This is a genomic window from Dehalobacter sp. (assembly GCF_030063005.1).
Lineage (GTDB): Bacteria > Bacillota > Desulfitobacteriia > Desulfitobacteriales > Syntrophobotulaceae > Dehalobacter > Dehalobacter restrictus.
The window spans coordinates 13,443-37,478 of sequence record NZ_JAPDHR010000001.1; the positions used below are offsets into that span (position 1 = coordinate 13,443).

Annotated in this window: 28 protein-coding genes; 4 read left to right on the forward strand and 24 right to left on the reverse strand. The window is 44.1% G+C overall.

Annotated features, from left to right (window positions below):
• Positions 1–27 precede the first annotated feature (27 nt).
• From dapB to OKX56_RS00145, 3 genes are all read right to left on the reverse strand, one after another.
• Positions 28–831, reverse strand: a complete 804-nt coding sequence (gene dapB / locus OKX56_RS00135) for a 4-hydroxy-tetrahydrodipicolinate reductase (protein ID WP_019226750.1) — start codon at positions 829–831, stop codon at positions 28–30.
• A 153-nt stretch (positions 832–984) separates the two neighbouring features.
• On the reverse strand, positions 985–1,236 hold the full coding sequence (locus OKX56_RS00140) for a YlmC/YmxH family sporulation protein (protein ID WP_019226749.1): 252 nt from the start codon (positions 1,234–1,236) through the stop codon (positions 985–987).
• A 1-nt stretch (position 1,237) separates the two neighbouring features.
• Positions 1,238–1,552 (reverse strand): hypothetical protein, encoded by a 315-nt coding sequence (locus OKX56_RS00145; protein WP_019226748.1) that lies wholly within the window; start codon positions 1,550–1,552, stop codon positions 1,238–1,240.
• Between the two features lie 233 nt (positions 1,553–1,785).
• Here OKX56_RS00145 and OKX56_RS00150 point away from each other — a divergent pair, with 233 nt between their 5' ends.
• The 4 genes from OKX56_RS00150 to tnpC all read left to right on the forward strand — a co-directional run bounded on the left by OKX56_RS00150 (position 1,786) and on the right by tnpC (position 5,512).
• A complete protein-coding gene (locus OKX56_RS00150) occupies positions 1,786–2,994 on the forward strand; it encodes an L-lactate MFS transporter (protein WP_025205426.1) in 1,209 nt (402 codons plus the stop codon).
• Between the two features lie 161 nt (positions 2,995–3,155).
• Positions 3,156–3,524, forward strand: a complete 369-nt coding sequence (tnpA, locus tag OKX56_RS00155; RefSeq protein ID WP_019226746.1) for an IS66 family insertion sequence element accessory protein TnpA — start codon at positions 3,156–3,158, stop codon at positions 3,522–3,524.
• Positions 3,514–3,876, forward strand: a complete 363-nt coding sequence (gene tnpB, locus OKX56_RS00160; protein ID WP_019226745.1) for an IS66 family insertion sequence element accessory protein TnpB — start codon at positions 3,514–3,516, stop codon at positions 3,874–3,876. Before tnpA ends, tnpB begins: the two co-directional genes overlap by 11 nt.
• A 100-nt stretch (positions 3,877–3,976) precedes the next feature.
• On the forward strand, positions 3,977–5,512 hold the full coding sequence (gene tnpC / locus OKX56_RS00165; protein WP_019226744.1) for an IS66 family transposase: 1,536 nt from the start codon (positions 3,977–3,979) through the stop codon (positions 5,510–5,512).
• 428 nt (positions 5,513–5,940) lie between these two features.
• Here tnpC and OKX56_RS00170 read toward each other — a convergent pair whose 3' ends face one another.
• The 21 genes from OKX56_RS00170 to infB form a co-directional block, all read right to left on the reverse strand.
• On the reverse strand, positions 5,941–6,303 hold the full coding sequence (locus OKX56_RS00170) for a hypothetical protein (RefSeq protein ID WP_019226743.1): 363 nt from the start codon (positions 6,301–6,303) through the stop codon (positions 5,941–5,943).
• Position 6,304: 1 nt separating this feature from the next.
• Positions 6,305–6,751 (reverse strand): hypothetical protein, encoded by a 447-nt coding sequence (locus tag OKX56_RS00175; protein ID WP_019226742.1) that lies wholly within the window; start codon positions 6,749–6,751, stop codon positions 6,305–6,307.
• 108 nt (positions 6,752–6,859) lie between these two features.
• Positions 6,860–6,991 carry a cyclic lactone autoinducer peptide gene (locus OKX56_RS00180; protein WP_083221837.1) on the reverse strand — a complete coding sequence of 44 codons (132 nt, stop codon included), beginning with the start codon at positions 6,989–6,991 and terminating at the stop codon, positions 6,860–6,862.
• 458 nt (positions 6,992–7,449) lie between these two features.
• Entirely contained in the window at positions 7,450–8,016 is a 567-nt protein-coding gene (locus OKX56_RS00185) for a hypothetical protein (protein ID WP_019226931.1), read from the reverse strand.
• A 25-nt stretch (positions 8,017–8,041) separates the two neighbouring features.
• Positions 8,042–8,581: an SH3 domain-containing protein gene (locus OKX56_RS00190; RefSeq protein ID WP_019226932.1), complete on the reverse strand. Its 540-nt coding sequence runs from the start codon at positions 8,579–8,581 to the stop codon at positions 8,042–8,044.
• A gap of 47 nt (positions 8,582–8,628) precedes the next feature.
• Positions 8,629–8,760, reverse strand: coding sequence for a cyclic lactone autoinducer peptide (locus OKX56_RS00195; RefSeq protein ID WP_083221836.1), 132 nt, complete (start codon positions 8,758–8,760; stop codon positions 8,629–8,631).
• Between the two features lie 118 nt (positions 8,761–8,878).
• Positions 8,879–9,331: an accessory gene regulator B family protein gene (locus tag OKX56_RS00200; RefSeq protein ID WP_025205421.1), complete on the reverse strand. Its 453-nt coding sequence runs from the start codon at positions 9,329–9,331 to the stop codon at positions 8,879–8,881.
• A gap of 4 nt (positions 9,332–9,335) precedes the next feature.
• Positions 9,336–10,199, reverse strand: a complete 864-nt coding sequence (locus OKX56_RS00205; RefSeq protein WP_019226882.1) for a sensor histidine kinase — start codon at positions 10,197–10,199, stop codon at positions 9,336–9,338.
• A complete protein-coding gene (locus OKX56_RS00210) occupies positions 10,180–10,680 on the reverse strand; it encodes a hypothetical protein (RefSeq protein WP_025205420.1) in 501 nt (166 codons plus the stop codon). The genes OKX56_RS00205 and OKX56_RS00210 overlap by 20 nt, the downstream gene beginning before the upstream one ends.
• Complete coding sequence (locus OKX56_RS00215; RefSeq protein ID WP_019226880.1) at positions 10,665–11,402, reverse strand: LytR/AlgR family response regulator transcription factor; 738 nt, start codon at positions 11,400–11,402, stop codon at positions 10,665–10,667. The genes OKX56_RS00210 and OKX56_RS00215 overlap by 16 nt, the downstream gene beginning before the upstream one ends.
• Before the next feature lie 189 nt (positions 11,403–11,591).
• Positions 11,592–12,053 (reverse strand): dUTP diphosphatase, encoded by a 462-nt coding sequence (gene dut, locus OKX56_RS00220; protein WP_019226879.1) that lies wholly within the window; start codon positions 12,051–12,053, stop codon positions 11,592–11,594.
• A gap of 77 nt (positions 12,054–12,130) precedes the next feature.
• A complete protein-coding gene (locus tag OKX56_RS00225; RefSeq protein WP_019226878.1) occupies positions 12,131–13,393 on the reverse strand; it encodes a M16 family metallopeptidase in 1,263 nt (420 codons plus the stop codon).
• A 41-nt stretch (positions 13,394–13,434) separates the two neighbouring features.
• Positions 13,435–14,643 (reverse strand): D-alanyl-D-alanine carboxypeptidase family protein, encoded by a 1,209-nt coding sequence (locus OKX56_RS00230; protein WP_242837046.1) that lies wholly within the window; start codon positions 14,641–14,643, stop codon positions 13,435–13,437.
• A 13-nt stretch (positions 14,644–14,656) separates the two neighbouring features.
• Positions 14,657–15,412, reverse strand: coding sequence for a polysaccharide deacetylase family protein (locus OKX56_RS00235; protein ID WP_019226876.1), 756 nt, complete (start codon positions 15,410–15,412; stop codon positions 14,657–14,659).
• 249 nt (positions 15,413–15,661) lie between these two features.
• Positions 15,662–17,800 (reverse strand): polyribonucleotide nucleotidyltransferase, encoded by a 2,139-nt coding sequence (locus tag OKX56_RS00240; RefSeq protein ID WP_025205418.1) that lies wholly within the window; start codon positions 17,798–17,800, stop codon positions 15,662–15,664.
• Positions 17,801–18,019: 219 nt separating this feature from the next.
• Entirely contained in the window at positions 18,020–18,286 is a 267-nt protein-coding gene (rpsO, locus tag OKX56_RS00245; protein WP_015044114.1) for a 30S ribosomal protein S15, read from the reverse strand.
• A 95-nt stretch (positions 18,287–18,381) separates the two neighbouring features.
• Entirely contained in the window at positions 18,382–19,326 is a 945-nt protein-coding gene (locus OKX56_RS00250; RefSeq protein ID WP_025205416.1) for a bifunctional riboflavin kinase/FAD synthetase, read from the reverse strand.
• Between the two features lie 34 nt (positions 19,327–19,360).
• A complete protein-coding gene (gene truB, locus OKX56_RS00255) occupies positions 19,361–20,245 on the reverse strand; it encodes a tRNA pseudouridine(55) synthase TruB (protein WP_025205415.1) in 885 nt (294 codons plus the stop codon).
• Positions 20,229–21,224, reverse strand: coding sequence for a DHH family phosphoesterase (locus OKX56_RS00260; RefSeq protein WP_025205413.1), 996 nt, complete (start codon positions 21,222–21,224; stop codon positions 20,229–20,231). The genes truB and OKX56_RS00260 overlap by 17 nt, the downstream gene beginning before the upstream one ends.
• Entirely contained in the window at positions 21,205–21,579 is a 375-nt protein-coding gene (rbfA, locus tag OKX56_RS00265) for a 30S ribosome-binding factor RbfA (protein WP_015044118.1), read from the reverse strand. The genes OKX56_RS00260 and rbfA overlap by 20 nt, the downstream gene beginning before the upstream one ends.
• A 22-nt stretch (positions 21,580–21,601) precedes the next feature.
• Positions 21,602–23,737, reverse strand: coding sequence for a translation initiation factor IF-2 (infB, locus tag OKX56_RS00270; RefSeq protein ID WP_502850507.1), 2,136 nt, complete (start codon positions 23,735–23,737; stop codon positions 21,602–21,604).
• Positions 23,738–24,036 lie beyond the last annotated feature (299 nt).

Here is a 24,036-nt window from a genome sequence, read left to right on the forward strand (position 1 = left end):
GAGCAGCCGAGAAACGCGGTGCTTAACCTAATCCAGGAAATTCTCCAGTCCGATAACAAGTCCGGTCAGCTTATATGCTTTGCGAATGGCCAGTATCACCCCGGGCATGTAGGTTTCCCGTGTATACGCGTCATGACGGATCGTGAGCGTCTGTCCTGACCCTCCGAAAATGACTTCCTGATGGGCGATCAGTCCCGGTAAACGGATGGAATGGATGTGAATGCCATTCAGGTCTCCGCCCCGAGCACCGGGTATTTTCTCATATTCGTTCGGATGTCCCTGGATGATCGGTTCCCGGATCTCAGAGATCATATCCGCGGTTTTCAAAGCAGTGCCGGAAGGTGCATCCAGCTTCTGATCATGATGATATTCAATGATATCGACATGATGAAAGTATTTCGCGGTTTCTTTCGCAAACTTCATCATCAGGATTGCGCCAAGCGCAAAATTCGGTGCAATAAAAACCCCTGTGCCGGTCGCTTTGGAGAGATCCTCCAATTCACTGATTTCGTGACCGTCCAACCCAGTCGCCCCAATAACAGGAACAACCCCCGCTTTAATTGCAGTTTTGGCATTGGAAAATACTGATTGGGGATTCGTAAAATCAACGAGAATATCTACTTGCAGTTCTTTTAATTTTTCTATTTCCATCTGGCCGGAAATCTGTAGGTCGAATGGCTGCTGTCCAAGGACTAATCCAATATCCTTTCCTTGATTCTGAATATCTGATACCCCTGCAAGCTCCATATCGTTCTGCAGACGTATTGTCCTGACTGTTTCCATGCCCACTTTGCCACATGCTCCGGCAACAAATACGCGTATTTTGTCCAAATATACCCCTCCTGAATACGATAACGTAAAACCCCGCGCCAGAAGCCTTTCGGGGTTTAATACACTTCTTATTCTATTATATCAATAGAAACCTGTCAAACGATGGCCACGGATGGCCTAATGCCGCGATGCCACGGACGGCAAAGAGCGGTCCTACATATCGATATCTACGATGATCACTTCACTGCCTACTTTTTTAATGGCTTTCCAGGGGACGACCACATACCCGCCTTCTTTTTCACTGTTCTTATTAAAGAATCTTCCGTATCCCGCTCTTGAATCGATGATGATTGCCTCGATTTTTCCTTCGGGGCTAATTTTAATATCACTCTCACCAATTGAACCGAGCTTCGCGCCATCATGAAGATTAATAATTTCTTTTCCTGACAGTTCACTTAAAAGCATATTACACACTCCTGCCCCGGACCGTTTCCCATATTTTTTGACCATAGGGCTGCAGTATCGCAATGATCAGCGAAAAAACAGCCAGTGGCTTTATAAAATAAACCGATGAGGGATTCCAGATGTTTTCTGGTATTCCTAGAAAGGTCAGTAGCAGTTCCAAAGAAATATAAATTCCACCCGCAGTCCCGACCAGCTGGGTAATGGCTTTGGCCAAACGATTAGGTGCCTCAGGAGACCTCCACATCATGACTTTTACTCTGGTTCTCAATGATACAGCAATCCCGAGCGCCAGCAGAACACTATATAGAATACTCATAAACGCTTCAGGGCTTTCATTAGGAATCCCCCCTAAGCATATCTATGAGGGAAAAAACGGCATTATTCTTCCGTAAACGGGTAACGCTTTATTATCTTCCGTTGACGTGCGGAATACTGCTTTTGCAGTCAGAATCACAAACCTTCGATCTCTTTTCTGATAAGATACGTAAAAAGATAACGCTGGCCGGATTCTATCAGGATCGACGGACAGATAAAGAAAGGAAGATAATGATGAACAGAGCGAAACAAGGTTGGACAGTTACTTTGGCCGGAACAGGTATTAATTTGGCCCTTGGTGTCCTTTACACCTGGAGCGTCTTTGCAGCTGCCCTGATTGAGCAATTTCACTGGACTAAGACAGCGGCTTCTGTTCCGTATATGGTCGCCTGCGCAGTGTTTGCCTTGATGATGGTTCCCGGCGGATATCTTCAAGACCGGTACGGCCCCCGCTGGATTGCTGCCCTTGGCGGAATCATGGCAGGCAGTGGCTTAATCCTGAGCAGCTTTACGCACTCACTGACCATGCTGATCGTTACTTTCGGTTTAATTGCCGGGATGGGGATCGGTCTCGGATACTCGGCTGCGACACCTGCCGCAGTCAAATGGTTTCCCCCAGAGAAAAAAGGTCTGATCTCGGGTGTCGTTGTTGCCGGCTTTGGTTTGGCTTCTCTTTATATCGCACCATTAACCAATGCATTGCTGAGAAAGTTTGGCATAGAGAGCACCTTCCGTATTGAAGGGATCCTGTTCTTACTAATTATTGTTTTGCTTGCCCAGCTGCTGACTGTCCCTTCCACTTTAAGTGGCCAATCTCAGAGCAGTACGGCTTCCCCTTCAGCGGCTACTGCCTCGACAGGAGGCCTAAACTGGCAGCAAATGCTTATAAGACGGGAATTCTATCTGCTTTGGGTGATGTATGCGGCAGGAGCCAGCGCCGGGCTGATGATCATCAGCCAGCTTTCTTCAATTGCCAAGACGCAGGCCGGTATTTCCTGGGGGTACGCGATGGTCGCTTTACTGGCCGTTTTCAATGCCTCCGGCAGGGTTATTGCCGGTTGGCTTTCCGATAAAATAGGGCGTTCCTGGTCGATGCGTATTTTCTTTTTGATCCAGGCACTCAACATGCTCGCTTTCAGCACTTACAATACTCCGGTATTAATTGCGTTGGGTGCAGCGATTGCAGGATTAGGCTACGGTTCTTTGCTTTCACTCTTCCCATCAGCAACCTATGACTATTTTGGTACAAAACATGCCGGAGTAAATTATGGTTTTGTCTTTACTGCCTGGGGTGTCGGGGGTGTCTTTGGCCCCCTAATGGCAGCCCGAATCGCCGATGCCACAAAAAGCTATTCACTTGCGTTTACCATTTCGTGTATCCTATGTTTGTTAGCAGTCTTTTTGACTTTCTTTTTGAAAAAGCCGAAAAGGCTTAAGCAATAATTAATTAACTTAACTTTCCCACGAGAATGTTTAGCGGAAAGTAAGCGTCAAAGGAGACAGTGTATAGAAACTCCTATGGGATTATGGGACAATAAACTCTAAGTTAAAGTAATTCAAAGTTTTTCAAGTAAACTGTAAAAACTTTGAAAGGAGGCTTAGGGTTGGACACCAGGAAAGTTGCACAGCAATACCGACTGAGTCAATGGACCCAGCAAATCCGCGAATGCCGAAGTAGTGGTCAAACAGTAACTTGCTGGTGCGCTGAGCATAACATCAAGGAGACCACATACTTTTATTGGCTAAGGCGTATCCGTAAGGCTGCCTGCGAAGCCCTCCCTTCAATGAATGAAGGAAACAACTCCATTGTGCCGCTAAATATTCCGATCGCGCGAGTTGCTGCTGAGTCTGCCGATCGGCAAGTATTTCCGGATATCATCATTCGTTGTGATGCTATGACTTTGGAAATCCATAACAACGCATCTCAGACCTTGATTGAAAACACCTTGAGGGCCCTTCAAAATGTTCGGTGATATATCCAAAGCAGAGAAAATTTATATCGCTTGCGGGTATACCGACATGCGCAAATCCATTAACGGGCTGGCCGCTCTCGTCCAGCAGAACTTTCAATTAAACCCATTTCAAAACAGCTTATTTCTATTCTGTGGACACCGTCATGACCGGCTCAAAGCGCTTTATTGGGAAGGCGATGGCTTCGTGTTATTGTACAAGCGGCTGGAAACCGGCAAATTTAAGTGGCCGAGGAATGCTGAGGCTGTCCGCAGCGTCACTGTCCAGGAATTTCGCTGGCTTATGGAAGGGCTGTCCATTGACCAGCCCAGGGCTGTAAAAAAACTCAATACCGAGCAGTGTTTTTCTCTGTAAAATTAGTGCTAGCAGTGCCGAAAATCCGCATAAATACTGGATTCTTCGGCATTTTTATGGTACAATTATTACAGTAAAAACGTAAAGGATTTTGTGATTAATGAGTACGTCTCAAGAGATTAAGACTCTGGAAAATCGCATATCCGAATTGGAGAAGGAAAACAGACTTCTCCTGGAAACTGTTCACCATCTTACACGCAAACTATATGGCCGCAGTTCAGAGAAGACATCCGCCCTATCTTTAGGACAGATGTCTCTTTTTAATGAAGCGGAAATGGAATCCGATCCAAAGGTTAAAGAACCTGACTTAAAAAGAGTTAATGGGTACCAGAGAAAAAAAGCAAAAGATGGGCGAATGGAGCTTTTAGAAAACCTGCCGCATGAGAAGAAACTCTGCACGCTTGTCGAAGAAGAACGCTTCTGTGAGACATGCAGCACAGCTTTGGTCTCGGTAGGCGAAGAGTTCGTACGTACAGAGGTAGAATATATTCCGGCTAAACTGAAAGTGATCGATGTTTACCGGGAGACCTTCGAATGCCGTAGCTGCCGCAAAAATGGTTTGCCCTATATGGAAAAATCCCCAATGCCAGATCCCGTTATTCAACACTCTCTGGCGACATCTTCCACAGTAGCTTGGGTCATGCATCAGAAATTCGTAAATGCTATGCCGCTATATCGGCAGGAAAAAGAATGGAAGACACTCGGTTTGTCTTTAAGCCGCGCAACCATGGCGAATTGGATTATGGTCGCATCCCGTGACTGGCTTAGCCCCATCCTAAACCTGATGCATACTGAACTTCTTAAGGAACGCTATCTACATGCCGATGAAACACCTGTACAGGTCATGAATGAAGAAGGCCGGAAGAATACGAGCGATTCCTATATGTGGGTATACACTACAGCAAAAGATGCGGGACATCCCATTCGAATATTTGAGTATGAGCCAGGAAGAAATGGAATTTACCCGCAGGAGTTTCTTAAAGGATTTACGGGATTTTTACATACGGATGCCTACAGTGGTTACCAAAAAGTTGAGCGCATTACCCGCTGCCTTTGCTGGTCGCATCTGAGAAGAAACTTCGTTGATGCCCTGCCGAAGGATATTCGCGGACCGGATGATACCCTTTCGGGTCAAGGAATAAATTATTGCAATAAGCTTTTTGAGATAGAAAAAACACTGGAGAATCTGACAAGTGATGAACGAAGACTTAAGCGACTGGAGCAGGAAGTACCGGTACTTGATGCTTTTTGGGAATGGGCTGATTCCACTGCGGATAAAGTTCTACCAAAATCCAAACTGAGCCAGGCAATAAATTATGACTTAAGCCGTAAACCAGATCTGATAAATTACCTGAAGGATGGAAATTGCTCAATTTCCAATAATCTCGCTGAAAATTGCATTCGGCCTTTTACAATTGGCCGCAAGAATTGGCTATTTAGTGGCAGTCCCAAAGGTGCCGAGGCTAGTGCTGCAGTCTACAGCATAGTGGAAAGCGCCAAGGCTAATGGATTAAGCCCATACAAATACCTTGATTATATTTTTGATCGCTTACCGGGTGAACCGTTTGGGCAGTATCCAGAGATTCTTGAAAGTTATCTTCCGTGGAATCCGAAAATTCAAGCTATCTGCAAATAGAGCAAAGATTTCAGTTTACACTGTTCTTTGCTCTATTTCTATACACCCGCTTATTTGACGGTTACAGCGGAAAAACATTCTCGTGGGAAATCGGTTGACATCATGGAGTCTTCGTTTTATACGCTCAGGTTTGTCCCAAAGACGACGACGTCGAAAAATGCATATCCTTTCCTCCCAGATATGATAAATATTGAAAGAATGAATTGAACTAGATACATTAGAAAACAGCCTACTGCCGTAACCATTATCAGGCGTAAGCAGTAGACTAAAAGTAGTCATATAATTAATTTTTATCAGCTCTGAAATCTATACTTCTGTACTAGTTAAAAATATTAAACATTAGATTTTTCTATAATGTTATTTTCCCTGTAATACAGCTTCCACTGTATCATATGTTTTCGTTTGAATGGTGTATTTCGTGGTATTCTTTACCAATTCTTAGTTGCATATGAATATTTAATTAATTCAGTGCCGTCATCAAGACCTATTCCATGTTCCCCATAGCATTCCCAAACTTGAGTTCCTGGAATATTAAGTGCATTACATGAAGTAGATACAGACGTTCCAGTCAAATTACTATTTTCACTGTTATTCCGAAGTATGCCATCTTGATAAAAATCGTTTAAAACCCATTTCGCCCACGATTCACTTGTAGTGGTAGTTGATGTGCAGGTCATATTGATATATCCAGTTTGAATTGAAGAGCTACCTGACATTGTTACAGCGTAAGCTGCTACTGAAGAACATAAGATAATAGTTAAAGTTAATAAAGGAATTAGCTTCTTTTTCATCTTATTTCGCTGCCTCCTTTACCTTTTTATCGATTTTTTCAGGTTTATCTTTTGATATATCAAATTCGGTAAGAGTAATGCTATCATTCGGATGCAATACCCCTATAAATACTTTTTCTTTTCCGTCCAGGTAAAATATGGGCTTAAAGTCTCCTTGGGCAATCTCATTTTCTTGACGTAGCATTTTATAACATGAAATAAGCTTTGATCTAACTTCATCACTTTCTGTTGCAATGCTATCATCAAATAGATCTCTTAAATAAATTGGCTTTAGGCCTTGATTGTCCAAGTCAAAAGATCTTTGAATTGATTCTTTGACGGAGTATTCTTTATCTAAATACTTGTTATTGCTATCGGAAAAAGCGCTTCCCGAATACCCCACAATCAATACGAGGGCTAATGCTCCAACACATAATCCAATCCTTGAAACTAGTTTCTTTTTATTCATGTTTATCACCTCTTTCCATTATTCAAAAACAGGATCTACTATTCAGATACTTTCTCCATAAATTGACAACAAAACTTCTTTTGTATCAAGCGCCCTAGATTGTAGTGTTTACCTTAACTCTTTGGGTCTGTTCGGTTCATAGAACCATCCTAGGCAATTGGGCGTTATGATCCCGATAGCCCCGATAAACGCCAATACGGGTAAAATAATTGAAAATCTGAATTTCTTCGTAGTCCCCATACCTTTCAACTCCTTTGTATATTTTTGGATGCTGTAGTCATAGTTTATATGAAATATACAATGGATGGTTGATTTTGGAATGAAATTATCATTTGATGGAATGAAATAACATCTGAGATTAAATCTCATTCTTTGCATGCCCCTATCACTGGCTGTTACAAACTTTTTGCCAATACCAGTCAACATAAATCCCTGAACGGTTATGCCGATAATCGCAGGCGATAAGCACATTTCAATGACAATGGCCTTCTGCCACCCGGCGAGGGCGGTCTTCTGCTTCCAAATCGAAATATTGAGAGTTCATGAGAATTCGTTAGAAAACCCAGTGCCCGTTTTATCGAGAAAAGGTCACTTTTTTCTCACGCTTTCCTCCCAGACATGAACATGTACGAACTCATGATAATAGTGCTTGTTAAAAAAGGCTACGTTCAAATCCGCAGCCTTTCTTCCTACTTTATTTATTTTGCGTCTGAATTAGGCTGAACATCTACCGGCGTAATCCCTTGAATAGGTATTTCTATTTTTTCTCCTTTCTCATTTTGATAGATTACTTTGGAAATGTTTTTTTCGCTTCTATCAACCATCAAGTGTGCTTTAATTTTAAAGACTCCCGGTTCGTAATTCATCCCCTTTTCTTTCGCTTCCATTTTCATAGCATCTTGACTAGAGGTATATAATTTATCAAACGGATGATTCGTGTCCAATTCATAAACTTTGCCACTTTCTCCGACTAAAGCAGTAATGAAGCCAGTTGGCAGAAAAGATTTCCCTGGTCCATCAACATTGTCCATCTTAATTGTAATAGACGCACCCTTTTGATCTGGAACTGTGCTTCCTGGATAAAATGCTATTTCTGTCACAGTTAAATTCCAAGTGCCACGAAGGACTTTATTTGGTTCTACCTTGGTTATTGAAGCAATCTTGGGTGATTGTATATTACTACTTGCATAAACAGCTATACTCCCGATTAACATGATCGCGACTATTGTTAATACAATAGCTATTTTGTTAAACGAAAATTTCATGTAAATCCCTCCTTCTTTTAAAAAACTATATGTTTATATAATAATTTGACGGTGAAGACGTTCTAAAATTAGTGTGAACATACCCGTTTTGATAATTCAAAGTTCCTCCGGAAACATACGATGTTAATCTTAGATAGTAGAGATTGGAATAACTGTTGAACGCCATTGTATCAACATTTAGATACGCATTTGCAGGTACATCATAACCAACATAACTTGAGTCGCTTTCTGATGAATAAATGCTTAAAGCATATTTGGCTGTTGCTAAAGTAAACGATACAGCAGACCCGGAAGGGACATAACCATTTACGATAGAACTTGTTGTATACTTCCATCCTTTAAAATAATCCCAATCGCCACTTGTGCTTTGGTAAGCAAGTGCTTCACCTTGAGACAATGTCATTATAACTGAATATGAACTACCAGGTCCTGAACGCATATTAACTCCACCAGTAGTAACTTTTCTTATTTGTCCGTCTTGTGCTGCATATGTCGGAACTTGTAAGCCTAATAAAAGTAGAAGAACAAAAGCAAATGTAAACATTGTTCTTTTTGTTCTTTTCATTGTATCTTTACCTCCTTTAATAAAGTAAATTGTAAATGTACTTTTTCTTAATTCAGCTTTTTAGGTCTCTTCGGTTCATAAAACCATCCCAGGCAATTCGGCGTTATGATCCCGATAGCCCCGATAAACGCCAATACGGGTAAAATAATTGAAAATCTGAATTTCTTCGTAGTCCCCATACCTTTCAACTCCTTTGTATATTTTTGGATGCTGTAGTCATAGTTTATATGAAATATACAATGGATGGTTGATTTTGGAATGAAATTATCATTTGATGGAATGAAATGACATCTCAGATTAAATCTTCATTCTTTGCATGCCCCTATCACTGGCTGTTACAAACTTTTTACCGATGCCAGTCAACATAAATCCCTGAACGGCTATGCCGATAATCGCAGGGAATAAGAACATTTCAATTATTCCATTGAAAGGAGTATTGACTGCAATTATTTTGGTAATTAATGATAAACCGACAAAAATTAGTATTGTAAACACAAGACAACGCCGGTAACTGGAGCAATGGGACCCGCCGGTAAACACCCTTAAAACTAAAGCTGAAAGCATTATTACGAGTGTATAAACAGTTGACCCTAAAAAAGCGGATATACCTACCGTCAAAACAAATTCGATCATCACGCCAAGTGTCAAGGATAATCCGTATTCTATTTTCGCTTTTTGAGCAGTATCCATCGTGCTGTCTTTAGTCATATTTGCAGTCAGATGATGAGCAATCTCCTCTAAACTGAACAATTTCTCACCCTTCCTCCAGGTTATGTTTGGGGATTTCTACCATGATTCTAAATTGATGATTGGCAGTGTCAATGTTTATACTGCCATCCAATCGCTCAACAAGCTTACTTACGATCGCTAAACCTTGTCCCCTGTCTTCTCCTTTGGTACTAAAACCTTCTTTTACAAAAAGTCTATCAGAGTTGGCGTTTGTCGCAGACATTGGATTAATGAATTGGAATGTGTATTCTAAGGGATCTTGGTAAAAAATAATACTGATTTTTCTGGAAGAAAGATCCAATTCCTGAACGGCTTCTATTGCATTGTTGAATAGATTCCCTAATATCCCTACAAGATCTAGAACATGCCTTTTGCTGCATTTGATTTTCGTTTTCAGGACTAAATTGACTTCAATATTTTTATGCTTCGCTTCTTGAATTTCAGAAGTAAAAAGGATATCCATTTCATCAACGCCTGTATCGACCTTCAATAAAACATCGTTTATAGAGTGAATGTAAGAATCCAGGTATTCACTTAATTCAGTGTATTTTTCAAGACTCAGTAAGCCATGAATGACGGTGAGATGGTTTTTCAAATCATGATGATGCTGACGGTAAATGCGATTTTGCTCAATCAGGTTGGCATATTTTATTTCAGTTGACTTCAGTTTCTCATCTTCCAGCCCTTTCATGTACAAAGATTTGACAACAACTACGGCAACTAAATTTAATAAAATAATGATAAAGCCAAAAATCAACTCCAGTAATTCTGCATGCACAGGCTGAAGGAAGGAATAACTTTTCATATAACCATTGTTCAGCAGAATCACGGTGAATAGAGCCTGTATAACGAAAACAAAAATAGATATTTTATAAATATTGATCTTCATGCCTGAATTCCTTTGAACTTTTTCGGTTTATTGTTTTTTTATTTCGGGTAAAATGCCCGATGAGCAACTGAAGTCCCAACATCACAAGGATTTGGGGGATGAACCAGACAATTTTAAGAAGTAAATCTTCTTCGATCAAATTTGGGCTGACACCTGAAAAAATCTGCCAGGTCTTCACATTGACAAATTCGATCGATAAATACGAAGAAATAGCTAATAAACCGACGGCTGCCGCTTCAAAAACCGGGATTGAGGCCAAGGTCTTTAGAAGGAAAATAATCATTAACGCGGATATTACAATATTTAAGATAAAACTTCCCGTTATCCAACGTGAGATATACACAGCAACCCCGAGTACGGATCCCATTTCTATCATTTTAAGCATGTTAATTTTCTTACCCAATATACTAAAAGCTAAATAAAGGATCACAATAGATTCAGGAATCGAAAAAATAATAATCTCTATTAAACGCTGCGCCATTGACTCTGTCCACCTTCTCCTAAAAATAGTTTCAAACGTTCCCGGAATTCTGGATAGCGTTTCTTTTGAAGATAAGCGCTTTCTTTTATACCTTGAAAAGTAATTTGAAAAGTTGTTCTGGAGGTTGGTCTGACCGCATCAATCCATCGCAGATTGACTAAATAGGAGCGATTGCTTCTAAAGAACTGTCTTTTATCCAAACGTTCCTCTAATTCCCGTATCAGATGAAGACAGGTGAGGGTTTTTTTCATGGTATAAATGATACTCTTTTTCGCCATTGCTTCCACAAAACAAATCTCCTCCTGCCTTAATATCTCCACTGAATCAGTCGTTTTTAATTCAATCAGTAAGCCTGGAATCAATGACTTTTTCATAATTCTGCTCATCGTTTGGTTCAGTCTTGCGATATCCAGTGGTTTGGTGATGAAGTCGGAGGCATAAAGGCGTACAGCCTCTTGGAGATAATGTTCATCCGCTGTGATCAGGATGATCTCCATGTACGGATAATCCTCCCTGACTAATTCAGCTACCTGTATTCCGGAGATTCCTGGCAAACCAATATCCAAAAACAGAATATCAGGATGCATTTTGTTGATTTGCATCAGGAACTCTTCCCCGCTGGAAAATGTGCAGACGACTTCAATATCTAAAGTGGAGGAAATCACCGTTGCGAGTTTCTGCCGAAAAAATACATCATCTTCTACAATAACGGCTTTATACAACAAAATCACCTTCCAACAACTATAATGTAAAAATATCCATATATCTTTTACAATTCTATGCAAATATGGTATATCCTTCTTTAACGGCCTCTTATATTCTCAGAAACTTAGTAAAAAAAATACGACCCATACTAAGAGGGTCGTTACCTAATTATTTTTTATTTATGCTTCGTCTTGTTCACATAATTCTTAGACTCCCGTCGACCCAAAGCCCCCTTCACCTCTGGCTGTATCCCCAAGGTCTTCTACTTCGTAAAAAGCAGTCCTACAGACGGGTATAAATGCGATCTGGGCAATTCGATCGCCGTTGCTGATCGTAACGTCTTCCTGCCCGAGATTGATCATTAATACTTTGATTTCACCCCGGAAATCAGAATCAATAACACCGACACCGTTACTCAAGGTAAGCCCTTTTTTATCCGCTAGGCCGCTGCGGGCAAATACAAAAGCTGCGATTTGCGGACCTGGCAGCTCTATAGCGATACCGGTCGGGACTCTCACTCTTTCCCCTGGTCGCACCACCATTTTCTGGTCCAGACAGGCATATAGATCTGCGCCGGCAGCCCCCGCGGTTGCATACAATGGTATTTCAGGCTTTTGGGTATCCCCGGCCGAAATTCGTTTAAATCTAACTTTAACCGTTTCTTCCATCCTAATTTTTCCTCTTCTTTATTCCTTTATCTGTTTTTATCTCTTTTATTTCTTCATTCTGTCTTTTCACCTAGTAATTAGGCAAAGGCTTCATCAACTAGTTTTTCAATATCCGAATGATAATCCTTCTGTCCCAGCGTGAGGATGCTGATTTTGTCTTTCTGCCAGAGACGCTCCATCACTCTCGTAATATCGGCCGTGGTGACCTTTTCCAGTTTTTCGACTGCCTCTTCCGGTGTTTTTACTTCGCCGAAAGACAGCTCTGTTTTGCCGAGTCTGCTCATTCTACTACTGACAGATTCTAGCCCCAAATAAAGGTTGCCCTTGATCTGGGCTTTCGTTTTCATGAGTTCCTCTTCAGTTAATCCTTCTCTTTTTAATTTATTCAATTCATCGAGAATGCATTTGATGACTTCATCCGTATTCCCGGGGCTCGTGCCTGCATACACCGCAAACAGACCGGTGTCGGCATAGGTGGAGTGATAGGAATAGACGGAATAAGCCAGACCTCTCTGTTCCCTGATTTCCTGAAAAAGGCGTGAACTAAGCCCTCCACCTAAGATGCTGTTGATCACATGCATCACATAGATATCCTCATGATCCTGCCCAAGACCCGGAACCCCGACAATCAGGTGCATCTGCTCGGTATCTTTGCCCATTGTTTTTCGGAAGGTCGTCCCCTGAGGGTTTTCCTTGATGGAATCTGTTCTTTGTCTCTGAAAATCACCGAACATGGCTAGCTGGCGGATGATATCCTCATGCTTGATTTTTCCGGCTACCGCAATGACGACCTGATCAGGTGTATAGTGCGTCTCTAGATAATGCCTGACCTTCTCACTGCTTAAACCATGAATGGTTTCTTCAATACCGAGGATCGGTTTGCCCAGCGGGTCTTTATGCCAGACATACTGGGAAAAGAGATCATGGATCAGCTCATCCGGAGAATCCTGATACATTTTGATTTCTTCAATGACAACATTTTTTTCTTTATCCATCTCCTTCGGATCAAAGAGAGAGTTAAAAAACATATCACTTAAGACATCAATCGCCAGTGAGATGTCCTCATCGAGCACTTTGGCATAATAACAGGTAAGCTCCTTGGTCGTAAACGCATTAATCTGGCCGCCGACTGCTTCCAGAGATTCTGCAAGCTGACGTGCACTTCGTTTTACGGTTCCTTTGAAAAACATATGTTCAATGAAATGAGAAATACCTTCATACCCTTCCGTTTCATTGCGGGATCCTGTTCCGACCCAGATCCCAATCGCCACGGAACGGACATAATCAATCTCTTCGGTGATGATTCGGACCCCGTTAGGCAATACGTGTTTTCGATGCAATGATCTTCCTCCTTAAGCACTTTGATAACGCTCTATTTAGTTTATCCTTTCTTAGAAAAGAAATCCAGTAAATCGTCCACAAAGATTCGGACTTTTCCGGGAAGATTACCTGGGTTTTCCCCATCATGCTGTGCCAGGAGCGGTACTTCTTTAAGAAGTTTATTCTCTGCATAAATTTGATAATGACCCAAAATGTCTCCCTCTTTAATTGGATAGTCAATTTCCGTCCTTAGGTTTATCTGCATTTTAAGGCCTTTGATCATGTCTTTTTCAAGACAGAGCCGGATATCTTCGCTTAGAACCAGCGGAATTTCCGTATCTGAAATCGGAAAGTTGCCTGCAACGTCCCCTTTTTTCCCTATTTCAATGATTCCGGTATAATCAAAGCCCCATTGCAGAAGTCTTTGGGCATCTCCGAAACGATCCGGGGCATTCAGTACAACGCAGATCAGTCTCCGCCCGTCTTTACTGGCTGACGCGACCAGGCATTTCCCGGCTGCATTGGTCGTTCCCGTTTTTACACCATCCGCCAAAGGGTAATTCCACAGAAGTTTATTGGTGTTTTTGGCATTTTGAGACTTACGGGGCTCCTCAAAGTTAATGACTGAATATTTTTGGCTTACAATTTCGGCAAATTGAGGGGCATTCATCGCATATCTGGTGATGAGGGCCAGGTCAAACGCCGTGGAATAATGATTTGGATCGGGCAGACCGTTCGGATTTACAAAATTTGTGCGATAAGCGCCCAGTGAGGCTGCTTTCTGATTCATCAGCCGGATGAACTCATCCTGGCTTCCCGCGGTCTTTTCAGCGAGCGCGACACACGCATCATTGCCGGAGCTTAAGAGCGCCCCTTCCAGCAACTCTCCAATCTTAATCTTGTCCCCCTTGTCCAGATAGATAGAAGATTCCCCAACACCGCCTGCTTTCTCACTGACCGTGGTTATCTCCTCAGGCTCTGTCAGCTCCAGAGCCAGGATTGCGGTCATAATCTTGGTGGTGCTGGCGGGTGGCCGTTGGACATTCCCGTCTCTGTCATATAGTAGCTCTCCTGTTTCCGCGTCAAGCAGCACTGCCGAATGCGCTGTTACATATGGAAGCGTCCATTTTCCGCTGGATAAACTGGACGTCTCGATCGTCATTTCTCCGGACAACCTGGTATTTTGGGCATATAGAGGACTGCCTGCTGTCAGCATCATGGTCAGCAAACTCAGAATTATGCCCAAGAATCTTTTTTTCAATTGTACCACCCCTTCATTTTGCTCAAGGAGTAGTATTTCCTGTTAATCCAGTTGTTATTAATTTTTCTATCGTTACGAAACTAAAACCTTCATTTTTTAAACCGGCTAAGATATCGGGCAACGCCTTGACTGTATTTTTCTTGGGATGCATCAGGACAATGGCACCTTTTTTCTCCGGTTTTACGCCATATCGTATTTTAGGATCCAGAATTCTCTGGGTTATCAGTTCCGGCGTGCTCTCCAGCTTCCAGTCAATCGTGTCCAGCGTCCAGAGGATGGTCGTATAGCCCAGTTCATCTGCTGCCTGAAGTCCATTTTTCCCTTTTTCCCCATACGGAGGGGCATAGTATATTGTTTTGCACCCGGTCACTTCTTTAATTATATTTTCCGTCTTGCTTAACTCTTCTTTATTTTGAACCACAGTCAGGTTGTCCGGATGCGGATGGGAATAGCTGTGATTGCCGAGCAAATGGCCTTTTGCTGCAATCTGCTGAATGAGTTCGGGATGTTTGGCGGCCCATTTCCCCGTCACAAAAAAAGTTGCCTTGGCCTGATAACGGTCGAGGATATCCAGTATTTCCGGGATATACGATTCCCCCCAATCGACATTGATTGTCAGCGCAATGATTTTATTATCTGTCTGAACTTGATCGATCGGAACAGGCAAATTCTGGTTGCTGACTCCAACGACCCGGCTTTGCATCAAGGTAAGACCGATAAACACAACCAGCAGGGTAATTACTTTAAATTTGATCTTAGTCAGAGGAAAAAATGACATCTGCATCCCCTCCCCTACATTAATATGACGATGAGAAGTAATACAGACGTTATTCTATATTGACTATTAAATACTTATTTGAGGCGGGTGCTCCGCTTGACGCTGGTTATGCATTACGGAGACATTAATTTCAGTACCATAACGCCCAGATAGAAAAAAGACGCCTCAATTATATGAGACGCCTTCTGTAAGCTGAAGTTAGTCAGCTTTGTTAATTAATGATTGCAGGCCTAAGCTCGCAAAAATTCCTTATTCTTTCTGGCCCTGGCTCTGTCCGAGAGCTTCTTTACGGGACAGGTTCAATCTGCCCTGCTTGTCAATGCCGGTAGCCTTGACGATGATCTCGTCGCCAAGTTTGACGACATCTTCTACTTTGTTCACGCGGTTCACATCGAGCTGGGAGATATGCACAAGGCCGTCTTTTCCCGGAAGTCCAAGCACACCTGGAATGACTTCGACAAAGGCGCCAAAATCCATGATCCGGACAACTTTGCCTTTGTAGATCTTCCCGACTTCAATGTCCCGCGTCAAAGAGCGAATAATCTCAGCTGCCTTGTCTCCGGCTTCACCGTCAACCGCAGCAATAAATACCTGTCCGTCATCTTCGATATCGATCTTGACCTTGGTTTCTTCTACGATCTTCTTAATGATCTTGCCGCCTGGTCCGATGACATCTCTGATTTTGTCAGGATGAATGGTAAAGGTAATAATTCGCGGTGCAAATGGCGAGAGATTCGGTCTGGGCTGCGGCAGGACCTGCAGCATTTTATCCAGGATGAACATCCTGCCAGCCTTGGCCTGAGCCAGAGCCTGAGCGAGGATTTCACGGTTGACGCCTTTGATCTTGATATCCATCTGCAGTGCTGTAATGCCCTCGGCAGTACCGGCTACTTTAAAGTCCATATCACCGTCGTGGTCTTCTAAACCCTGAATATCGGTAAGAATCGCAAAATGGTCTTCTTCTTTGATCAATCCCATCGCAATCCCAGCTACCGGAGCCTTAATCGGAACCCCAGCATCCATTAGAGCGAGTGTGCTGCCGCAGACGGAAGCCATGGAGCTCGATCCGTTGGATTCCAATACTTCGGAAACCAGACGCAGCGTATACGGGAATTCACTTTCCGGAGGAATCATCGGCAGCAGGGCACGTTCAGCCAAAGCGCCGTGACCAATCTCACGTCTGCCCGGTCCCCTGTTCGGACGGACTTCGCCGACACTGAAGGCCGGGAAATTATAATGATGCATATAACGTTTGGAATCTTCCAATCCCAGACCGTCGATGATTTGCTCATCACCGGCAGCTCCTAATGTCGCAACCGTGAGTACCTGTGTCTGTCCGCGCGTAAACAAACCGGTGCCGTGTGTTCTCGGCAGACGTCCGACTTCAATCGTAATCGGTCTGATCTCATCCAAAGCACGGCCATCAGGTCTGATATGTTCGTGGGTAATCAGCTTGCGGATAATTTTATGGGTCAGGTCATCCAATATTTTCGTAACTAATTTTAAGTCCTCAGGAAATTCCTCGGCGAAAACTTCGAGCGCGTCTGCTTTGACCTTGTCAACAGCTTCCTGGCGGGCCAGTTTTTCTTCAATACGGATAGCCTGATCGAGCTTGTCATGACCCCACGCCAGGACCTTTTCGGATATTTCCGCAGGGATCTCGACCGGAGTGACTTCTCTTTTAGCCTTGGCAAGTCCCACTTCCAGGGCTGCTTCCCTGTATCTCTCAATGAATTCTGCTATCTTTTTAATTTCTTCGTGCGCAAACATGATCGCTTCGAGCATCTGATCCTCGGGAACTTCCTTGGCACCAGCCTCGACCATCATAATCGCATCTTTGGTTCCAGCAACAGTCAGCTGCATTTTGCTGATTTCCGCTTGGGCTACCGTCGGGTTAACGACAAACTCGCCGTCGACAAGCCCGACAACCACGGCGGCAATAGGACCCAGAAAAGGAATATCGGAAATCGTGAGCGCAGCCGAAACTGCGTTGATAGCCGTTACGTCCGGTGCACAGTCCTGATCGACGGACATGACCATCGCACTGATCTGTACATCGTTGCGGTAACCGTCCGGGAAAAGCGGACGGACCGGTCTGTCTATCAGTCTTGACGACAATATGGACCTCTCACTAGGTCTGCCTTCTCTTTTGATGAATCCACCGGGAATCTTTCCTACGGCATAAAAACGTTCTTCCAAATCAACAGTCAAAGGGAAAAAGTCGATCCCTTCTCGTGGTTTAGAACTGGTCGTTGCAAATGCAGATATGACTGTGTCTCCATATCTGGCATAAATTGCCCCACCGGCTTGACGACCTATGATACCGGTTTCAAACGACAGGTTTCTGCCTCCAACCTGTAGCGAGCGTTCCAAGACTTCTTGAGTCACTTTGGAAACCTCCTTAAATACGCTTCTTTTATTCACAATTTTTTATATCCGGAATGTGTTCGACATATTATTTATTATTTCCTGCACCCGAACAAAAAAAACAATCCGGACAATTTTTCTTAAGGATAAATACCCTAATACATAAATACAAAGAGCGCTGAACACGCTCCTGTAAATATCAACATATAAATTGAATGACCAAAATATTTTCGATGGCTTTTAGTGACGTAAGCCGAGTTCTGTGACTACTGTGCGGTAACGGTTAAAATCGGATTTCTTGAGGTAGTTCAGCATTGCACGGCGTTGTCCAATCAATTTAAAAAGACCCCGGCGGGAATGATGATCTTTCTTATGGGTCTTGAAGTGTTCTGTCAACTCACTGATTCTTGTAGTGAGAAGAGCGATCTGAACCTCGGGTGAACCTGTGTCTCCTTCATGCTGCTGAAACTTCGCAATGATATCCTTCTTTTTCTCCGGTGTAAGCATTGGTTCTGCACCTCCATATTTTTTAAGCGCCTGCTGCCAAGTAAGACGGTGGAGATTCGTCGAACCCAGTCAGCGGTTACCTTTGTCATTTTAACTTATTCCATAAATTTTGTAAAGTTTTGTTTTTGCAGCTTTTGTTTTGCCGCTTCCATGTCTTTGCCGAGTTGCTCTGTGATTTCCCTGACTCCGCTGAATTTCTTTTCAGCGCGCAGTCTGGCCTGAATATCTATAAATAAGTCCTTCCGATATAAATCTCCGTGAAAATCAAAAAAATGGATTTCAATGATCTTCTCCTGGCCGGTTTTAAAGGTCGGTACAATCCCGATATTCATCATCCCGCCGTAGATCCTACCGTCAATTTCTGCAGTAACGGCATACACACCATTTTTCGGGATTAGCAAGTCCTCATGCGTCTCTATGTTGGCTGTCGGAAATCCAATATCTCTGCCCCGCCCGTCACCGTGAACCACCGTTCCGATAATCGTAGGTGCGCGTCCCATCATCGACTTGGCTAGATCGATATCCCCGTTCAGAAGTGCACGTCTGATTTCGGTCGAAGAAATCACTCTGTCGTCAAGCATCTGGGCTTGGACAACACTTACCCCAAAATTGTAAGCTTCACCAAACTTTTCGAGGTCGCCAGGTTTTCCTTTGCCATGACAGCCGAAGGAGTAGTTGAAACCAACGGTAACATGAACGACCCCGATTTTCAGCAGAATATTTTCAACGAATTCCTGCGGTGTTGTCTCGGCAAATTCCAGAGAGAAAGGCAATAAGAACACTTTGTCTACGCCAAATTTCTCAAATAGCATAATTTTCTCATCCTTGCCAGTAATCAATTCCAGTTTTCTATCTGGATGAAGTACCTTCAGCGGATGGGGATCAAAAAGTAAAACTGAAAACAATGTCTTCAGTGAACGTGCTTTCTCCAAGCCGTCCTTCAACAGCTCCTGGTGTCCTAGGTGTATACCGTCAAAATTCCCCAGAGCAAGCACAGTCGGCTCAAATTTTTGTCCCGGAATCAAAGTGCAAACTTCCAAAAACCTTTACCCCCTAGTACCTTGTTAACCTTTGCTAACCCATGACCTTATTGGGGCATAAACATCCGTTTTCCCAATTCCCTACGCCAATAAAACGTCCCTCACAAAATACCTGAACAGGAAGCTGTTCCCCGTACACTTCAGCATTAACAAGATCCCCTCCGGTAGAAAGCCCGTTTCGGAAAGCGGCAAGCCGATAGGCCGGTATACTTGCCTTTGGCAGTGTGAGTCCCCATTCCGGAGCCAGGAGCATGTGTTCATCGCCGTCGGCAAGCGCCTGGTCAATCTCTTCCAGTGTGTAGGTGGAATCCAGCGTAAACTTGCCTGCGCTTAATCTAAGCAAAAAGGACATATGTGCACCGCAACCCAGGGCAGCGCCAATATCGTGACATAAAGTGCGTATATACGTTCCTTTGGAGCATTCCACATCGAATAGAACTCTTGGAAACTTCTCTTCATGCCATTCCACCAGATCCAGCCGCTTGATCTCAACCTGTCTTTTTTCTCTTGCAACATCGATCCCCTGGCGGGCATATTCGTACAGACGCCTGCCATTTTTTCTGACAGCGGAATACATCGGTGGTTCTTGTTCAATGACACCAAGAAAATTCTCCAGTGTATTTACAAATTGCTCTCGTGATACTATAGGCACAATCCTCGATAGTTCCTGTCCGAAAGTATCCTGCGTATCTGTCGTGATTCCGAGTGTAATCTCAGCTCTATAACTTTTTCCCTGGTCGCTATGGTATTCTGCCAGCCGCGTTGCCTTGCCAAGGCAAATCGGAAGCACCCCGGTAGCTCCGGGATCCAGCGTCCCAATATGGCCTGCCTTGCCGGCTTTTGTTTTTCGAAGCAGCCACCTAACAACGTCTGTGGAGGTCATGCCAACAGGTTTTAAAACATTAATGATCCCGTCCAACGTTCAGGGCCTCCTCAAGTGCGGATACAATCATTTGCCTGGCTTGACCCATTGTTCCATTAATAGAACAGCCTGATGCCCGCCGGTGTCCGCCTCCGCCGAACCGGCTCGCAACTTGATTTACATCAAGCCAGGTATTGGATCGGAAACTGACTTTGATTTCATCCGGGGCAATTTCTTTTAACAGCGCAGCAGCTTCCACCTTTTCAATATTGCGTGCATAGTTCACCAAGCCTTCACTCAAGCTCTCATCTGCACCTGTTTCTTCAAAGTCTTCTCTGGTCAGAACAATGACAGCCATCGTTCCCTGCTGATGAAGTTCCAGGTTCGTCAGTGCTTTTTGCAGCAGTCTGGTCTGAGCCAAGCTTTTCTGTTCAAACAGTATATTGTTGATCTGAACAAGATCAAGGCCTGTTTTGAGCAATTCCGCAGCAATCCTGAAACTTTCGACTGTGGTATTGCTGTAGCTGAATCTGCCTGTATCCGTGATGATCGCAGTATAGAGATTCTCTGCAATTTCTTTGGTCATGGAAACTCCCATTTCACCCAGCAGGTGAAAAATCATTTCACCTGTGGCGGCTGCGCCGGCGTCAATCCAATTAACCGTACCAAAACCGTTATTGGAAATATGATGATCGATATTAATCACCGTTTTCCCCTGAAGAAACTCCGGGCAAAGACCACTGTACGCCCTTTCCGCTTCAGCGCAGTCAATAAAAATAAGGGTTTCTGGAAACTCTTCCGGAGGCAGAACAGAACATATCTTGTCCACACCCGGAAGAAACTTCAAATTCACCGGCAGAAACCCAGGATTATAATAACATATTTTTTTGTTCAGACCTTCTAAGGCAATCCCCAAAGCAAGCATTGAACCAATGCAGTCCCCATCCGGGGATATATGCGTAAGCAGTGCAGCCTCGGAGATTGTATCCAATTTTTTAGCCAGTTCTGAGATCACCTTATTCGTCGTCTTGTCCATCGCTGGATTCACCTTTCGCGCCAACCTCACGAAGCAGCTTGGAAATATGGGCGCCATGTTCGATAGACTGATCATACTTGAAAGTGATCTCGGGAAAATAGCGCAGGCTGATGATTTTACCCAGTTCGCTGCGCAGATATCCGGATGCTTTATTTAAAACATCTAAACTGCTTTTCATTTCTTCTTCTGTTCCCAATACGCTGACGAATATTTTGGCATGCCTTAAATCGTCAGCTACCTCCACATCCGTGACGGTCACGAATCCAAGCCGCGGGTCTTTGATATCCTCCCGGATCATTTGTGCCACTTCTGCTTTGATCGATTCTGCCAGGCGAAAAGCCCTGTGTTTAGCCATTCAGAAAACCTCCAATGCTGGTCTAGAGCTCTCTTTTAACTTCCTCCATCGTAAAGGCTTCCAAGATATCTCCTTCTTTAAGATCATTGAAGTTCTTTAAGCCAATCCCGCATTCGTATCCTTCCGCAACTTCCTTGGCATCATCCTTGAAACGTCTCAGAGATTCCAGGTCTCCCTCGTGAACGACAACTCCATCTCTGATTACCCTGATCTTATCCGACCGATGAATCTTGCCGTCAGTTATATAGCTTCCAGCGACAGTTCCAGCCTTTGGCACCTTGAAAATCTGACGGACTTCCGCTTTACCCTGTATGACTTCCTTGAAGGTCGGTTCGAGCAGGCCCTCCATCGCTGCCTTAATGTCATCAATCGCATCATAGATGACTCTGTACATCCTGATGTCCACACCCTGGAGTTCTGCTGTCGATTTTGTGTTGGAATCATGTCTGACATTAAAGCCAATAATGATCGCATTGGAAGCAGCAGCGAGCATCACGTCGGATTCACTGATCGCACCGACTCCGCCGTGAATGATGTTTACGCGTACTTCTGAGGTCGTCAGCTTGGCCAGAGACTGCTTAATAGCTTCGACAGAGCCCTGAACGTCAGCTTTAATAATGATATTCAAATCTTTGACTTCGCCTTCTTTGATCTTATCGAAAAGATCATCAAGGCTAATCCTAGATTTTTGTTTGACTTCTTCCGCTTTTTTCTCATCCATTCTGGCTTCGGTAACGCTGCGGGCGAGTTTCTCATCGTTAACAACGTTGAAGATTTCTCCCGCCGGCGGAACTTCAGACAATCCCTGAACCTCCACAGGCATGGAAGGTCCCGCTTTTTTTACTCTGCGGCCTTTGTCGTCAACCATCCCCCTGATTCGGCCAAAGGAATGCCCGGCAACAATAATGTCACCGATATTCAGCGTACCTTTGGATACCAGGACAGTTGCTACAGGCCCCTTGCCTTTATCGAGCTTCGCTTCAATAACGGTTCCGGTTGCCTTCCGGTTCGGATTAGCTTTCAGATCTTTCATCTCTGCAACAAGCAGGACCATTTCCAGCAGAGTGTCAATGTTGAGTCTAGCTTTGGCTGAGACCGGTACCGTGATCGTATCCCCGCCCCATTCTTCAACAACTAAGCCGTACTCGGTCAGTTCCTGTTTGACACGGTCCGGATTGGCATTTTCTTTATCAATTTTATTGATAGCAACAATGATGGGGACATTGGCCGCTTTGGCATGGTTGATCGCTTCCACAGTCTGGGGCATGACACCATCATCCGCAGCAACAACCAGTATGGCAATATCTGTGACCTGGGCCCCTCTCGCTCTCATGGCTGTAAAAGCCTCGTGACCAGGAGTATCCAGGAAAGTAATTTTTTGATTTTTAATTTCTACCTGATAAGCACCGATATGCTGCGTAATCCCACCAGCTTCAGATTCGGTGACATTGGCGGAACGAATCGCATCGAGCAAAGATGTTTTTCCATGGTCGACGTGGCCCATGACCGTGACAACCGGAGGACGGAATTTGAGCGTGGACGCATCATCTTCTACTTCCTCAATGACTGCCATGGATTTTTCGGCTCTAACCTCAAGCGTCATGCCCATTTCAGTAGCGACAATCGTTGCTGTATCAGCATCAATTTCCTGATTGATGGTCGCCATAACACCAAGCTTCATTAATTCCTTGATGACTTCACCGGCTTTGCGGCTCATTCTGAGCGCCAGTTCCTGAACTGACAAGGACTCAGGAATAATAATATGCTTGGGAACCACTTCTTTAACCATCTTATTGGGTTGGTTCCGATTTGGTTGATTCCGGTCATTTTTTCTTAAGATGGAAGAAAAATCTTTTTCATCATTGCGCCGTTTATCAAATAAAAACTCTTTATTCTCATGGGCTTTCTTTTTCTCCGGTGGCTGGCGTTTTACCGGCTGCTCGGCGACAGTAAGCTCAACGGATTTTCCTTCAATCTTGATCCTCTGAGTTTGAGGGGCTTTTTTATCTGCTCCCGGACGCTGTCCCTGGGAAGGTCTTCTTCCTGTGTCGGAGAACGGACGTCCGCCGCCCTGCGGTCTCCGGTCATCACCTGCAGGACGCTGTGATGGACGGAAATCACCCTGCGGTCTCGGCGCATACGGCCGGTCACCGCTCATCGGCGGTCTTTGACCCTGCGGTCTGAATTCTCCTGGTGGTCTTTGACCCTGCGGTCTCATCTCGCCTGGCGGTCTTTGGCCCTGCGGTCTGAATTCACCTGGCGGTCTTTGGCCCTGCGGTCTGAATTCACCTGGCGGTCTTTGGCCCTGCGGTCTGAATTCACCCGGCGGTCTTTGGCCCTGCGGTCTCATCTCACCCGGCGGTCTTTGACCCTGCGGTCTGAATTCACCTGGCGGTCTTTGGCCCTGCGGTCTCATCTCACCTGGCGGTCTTTGACCCTGCGGTCTCATCTCACCTG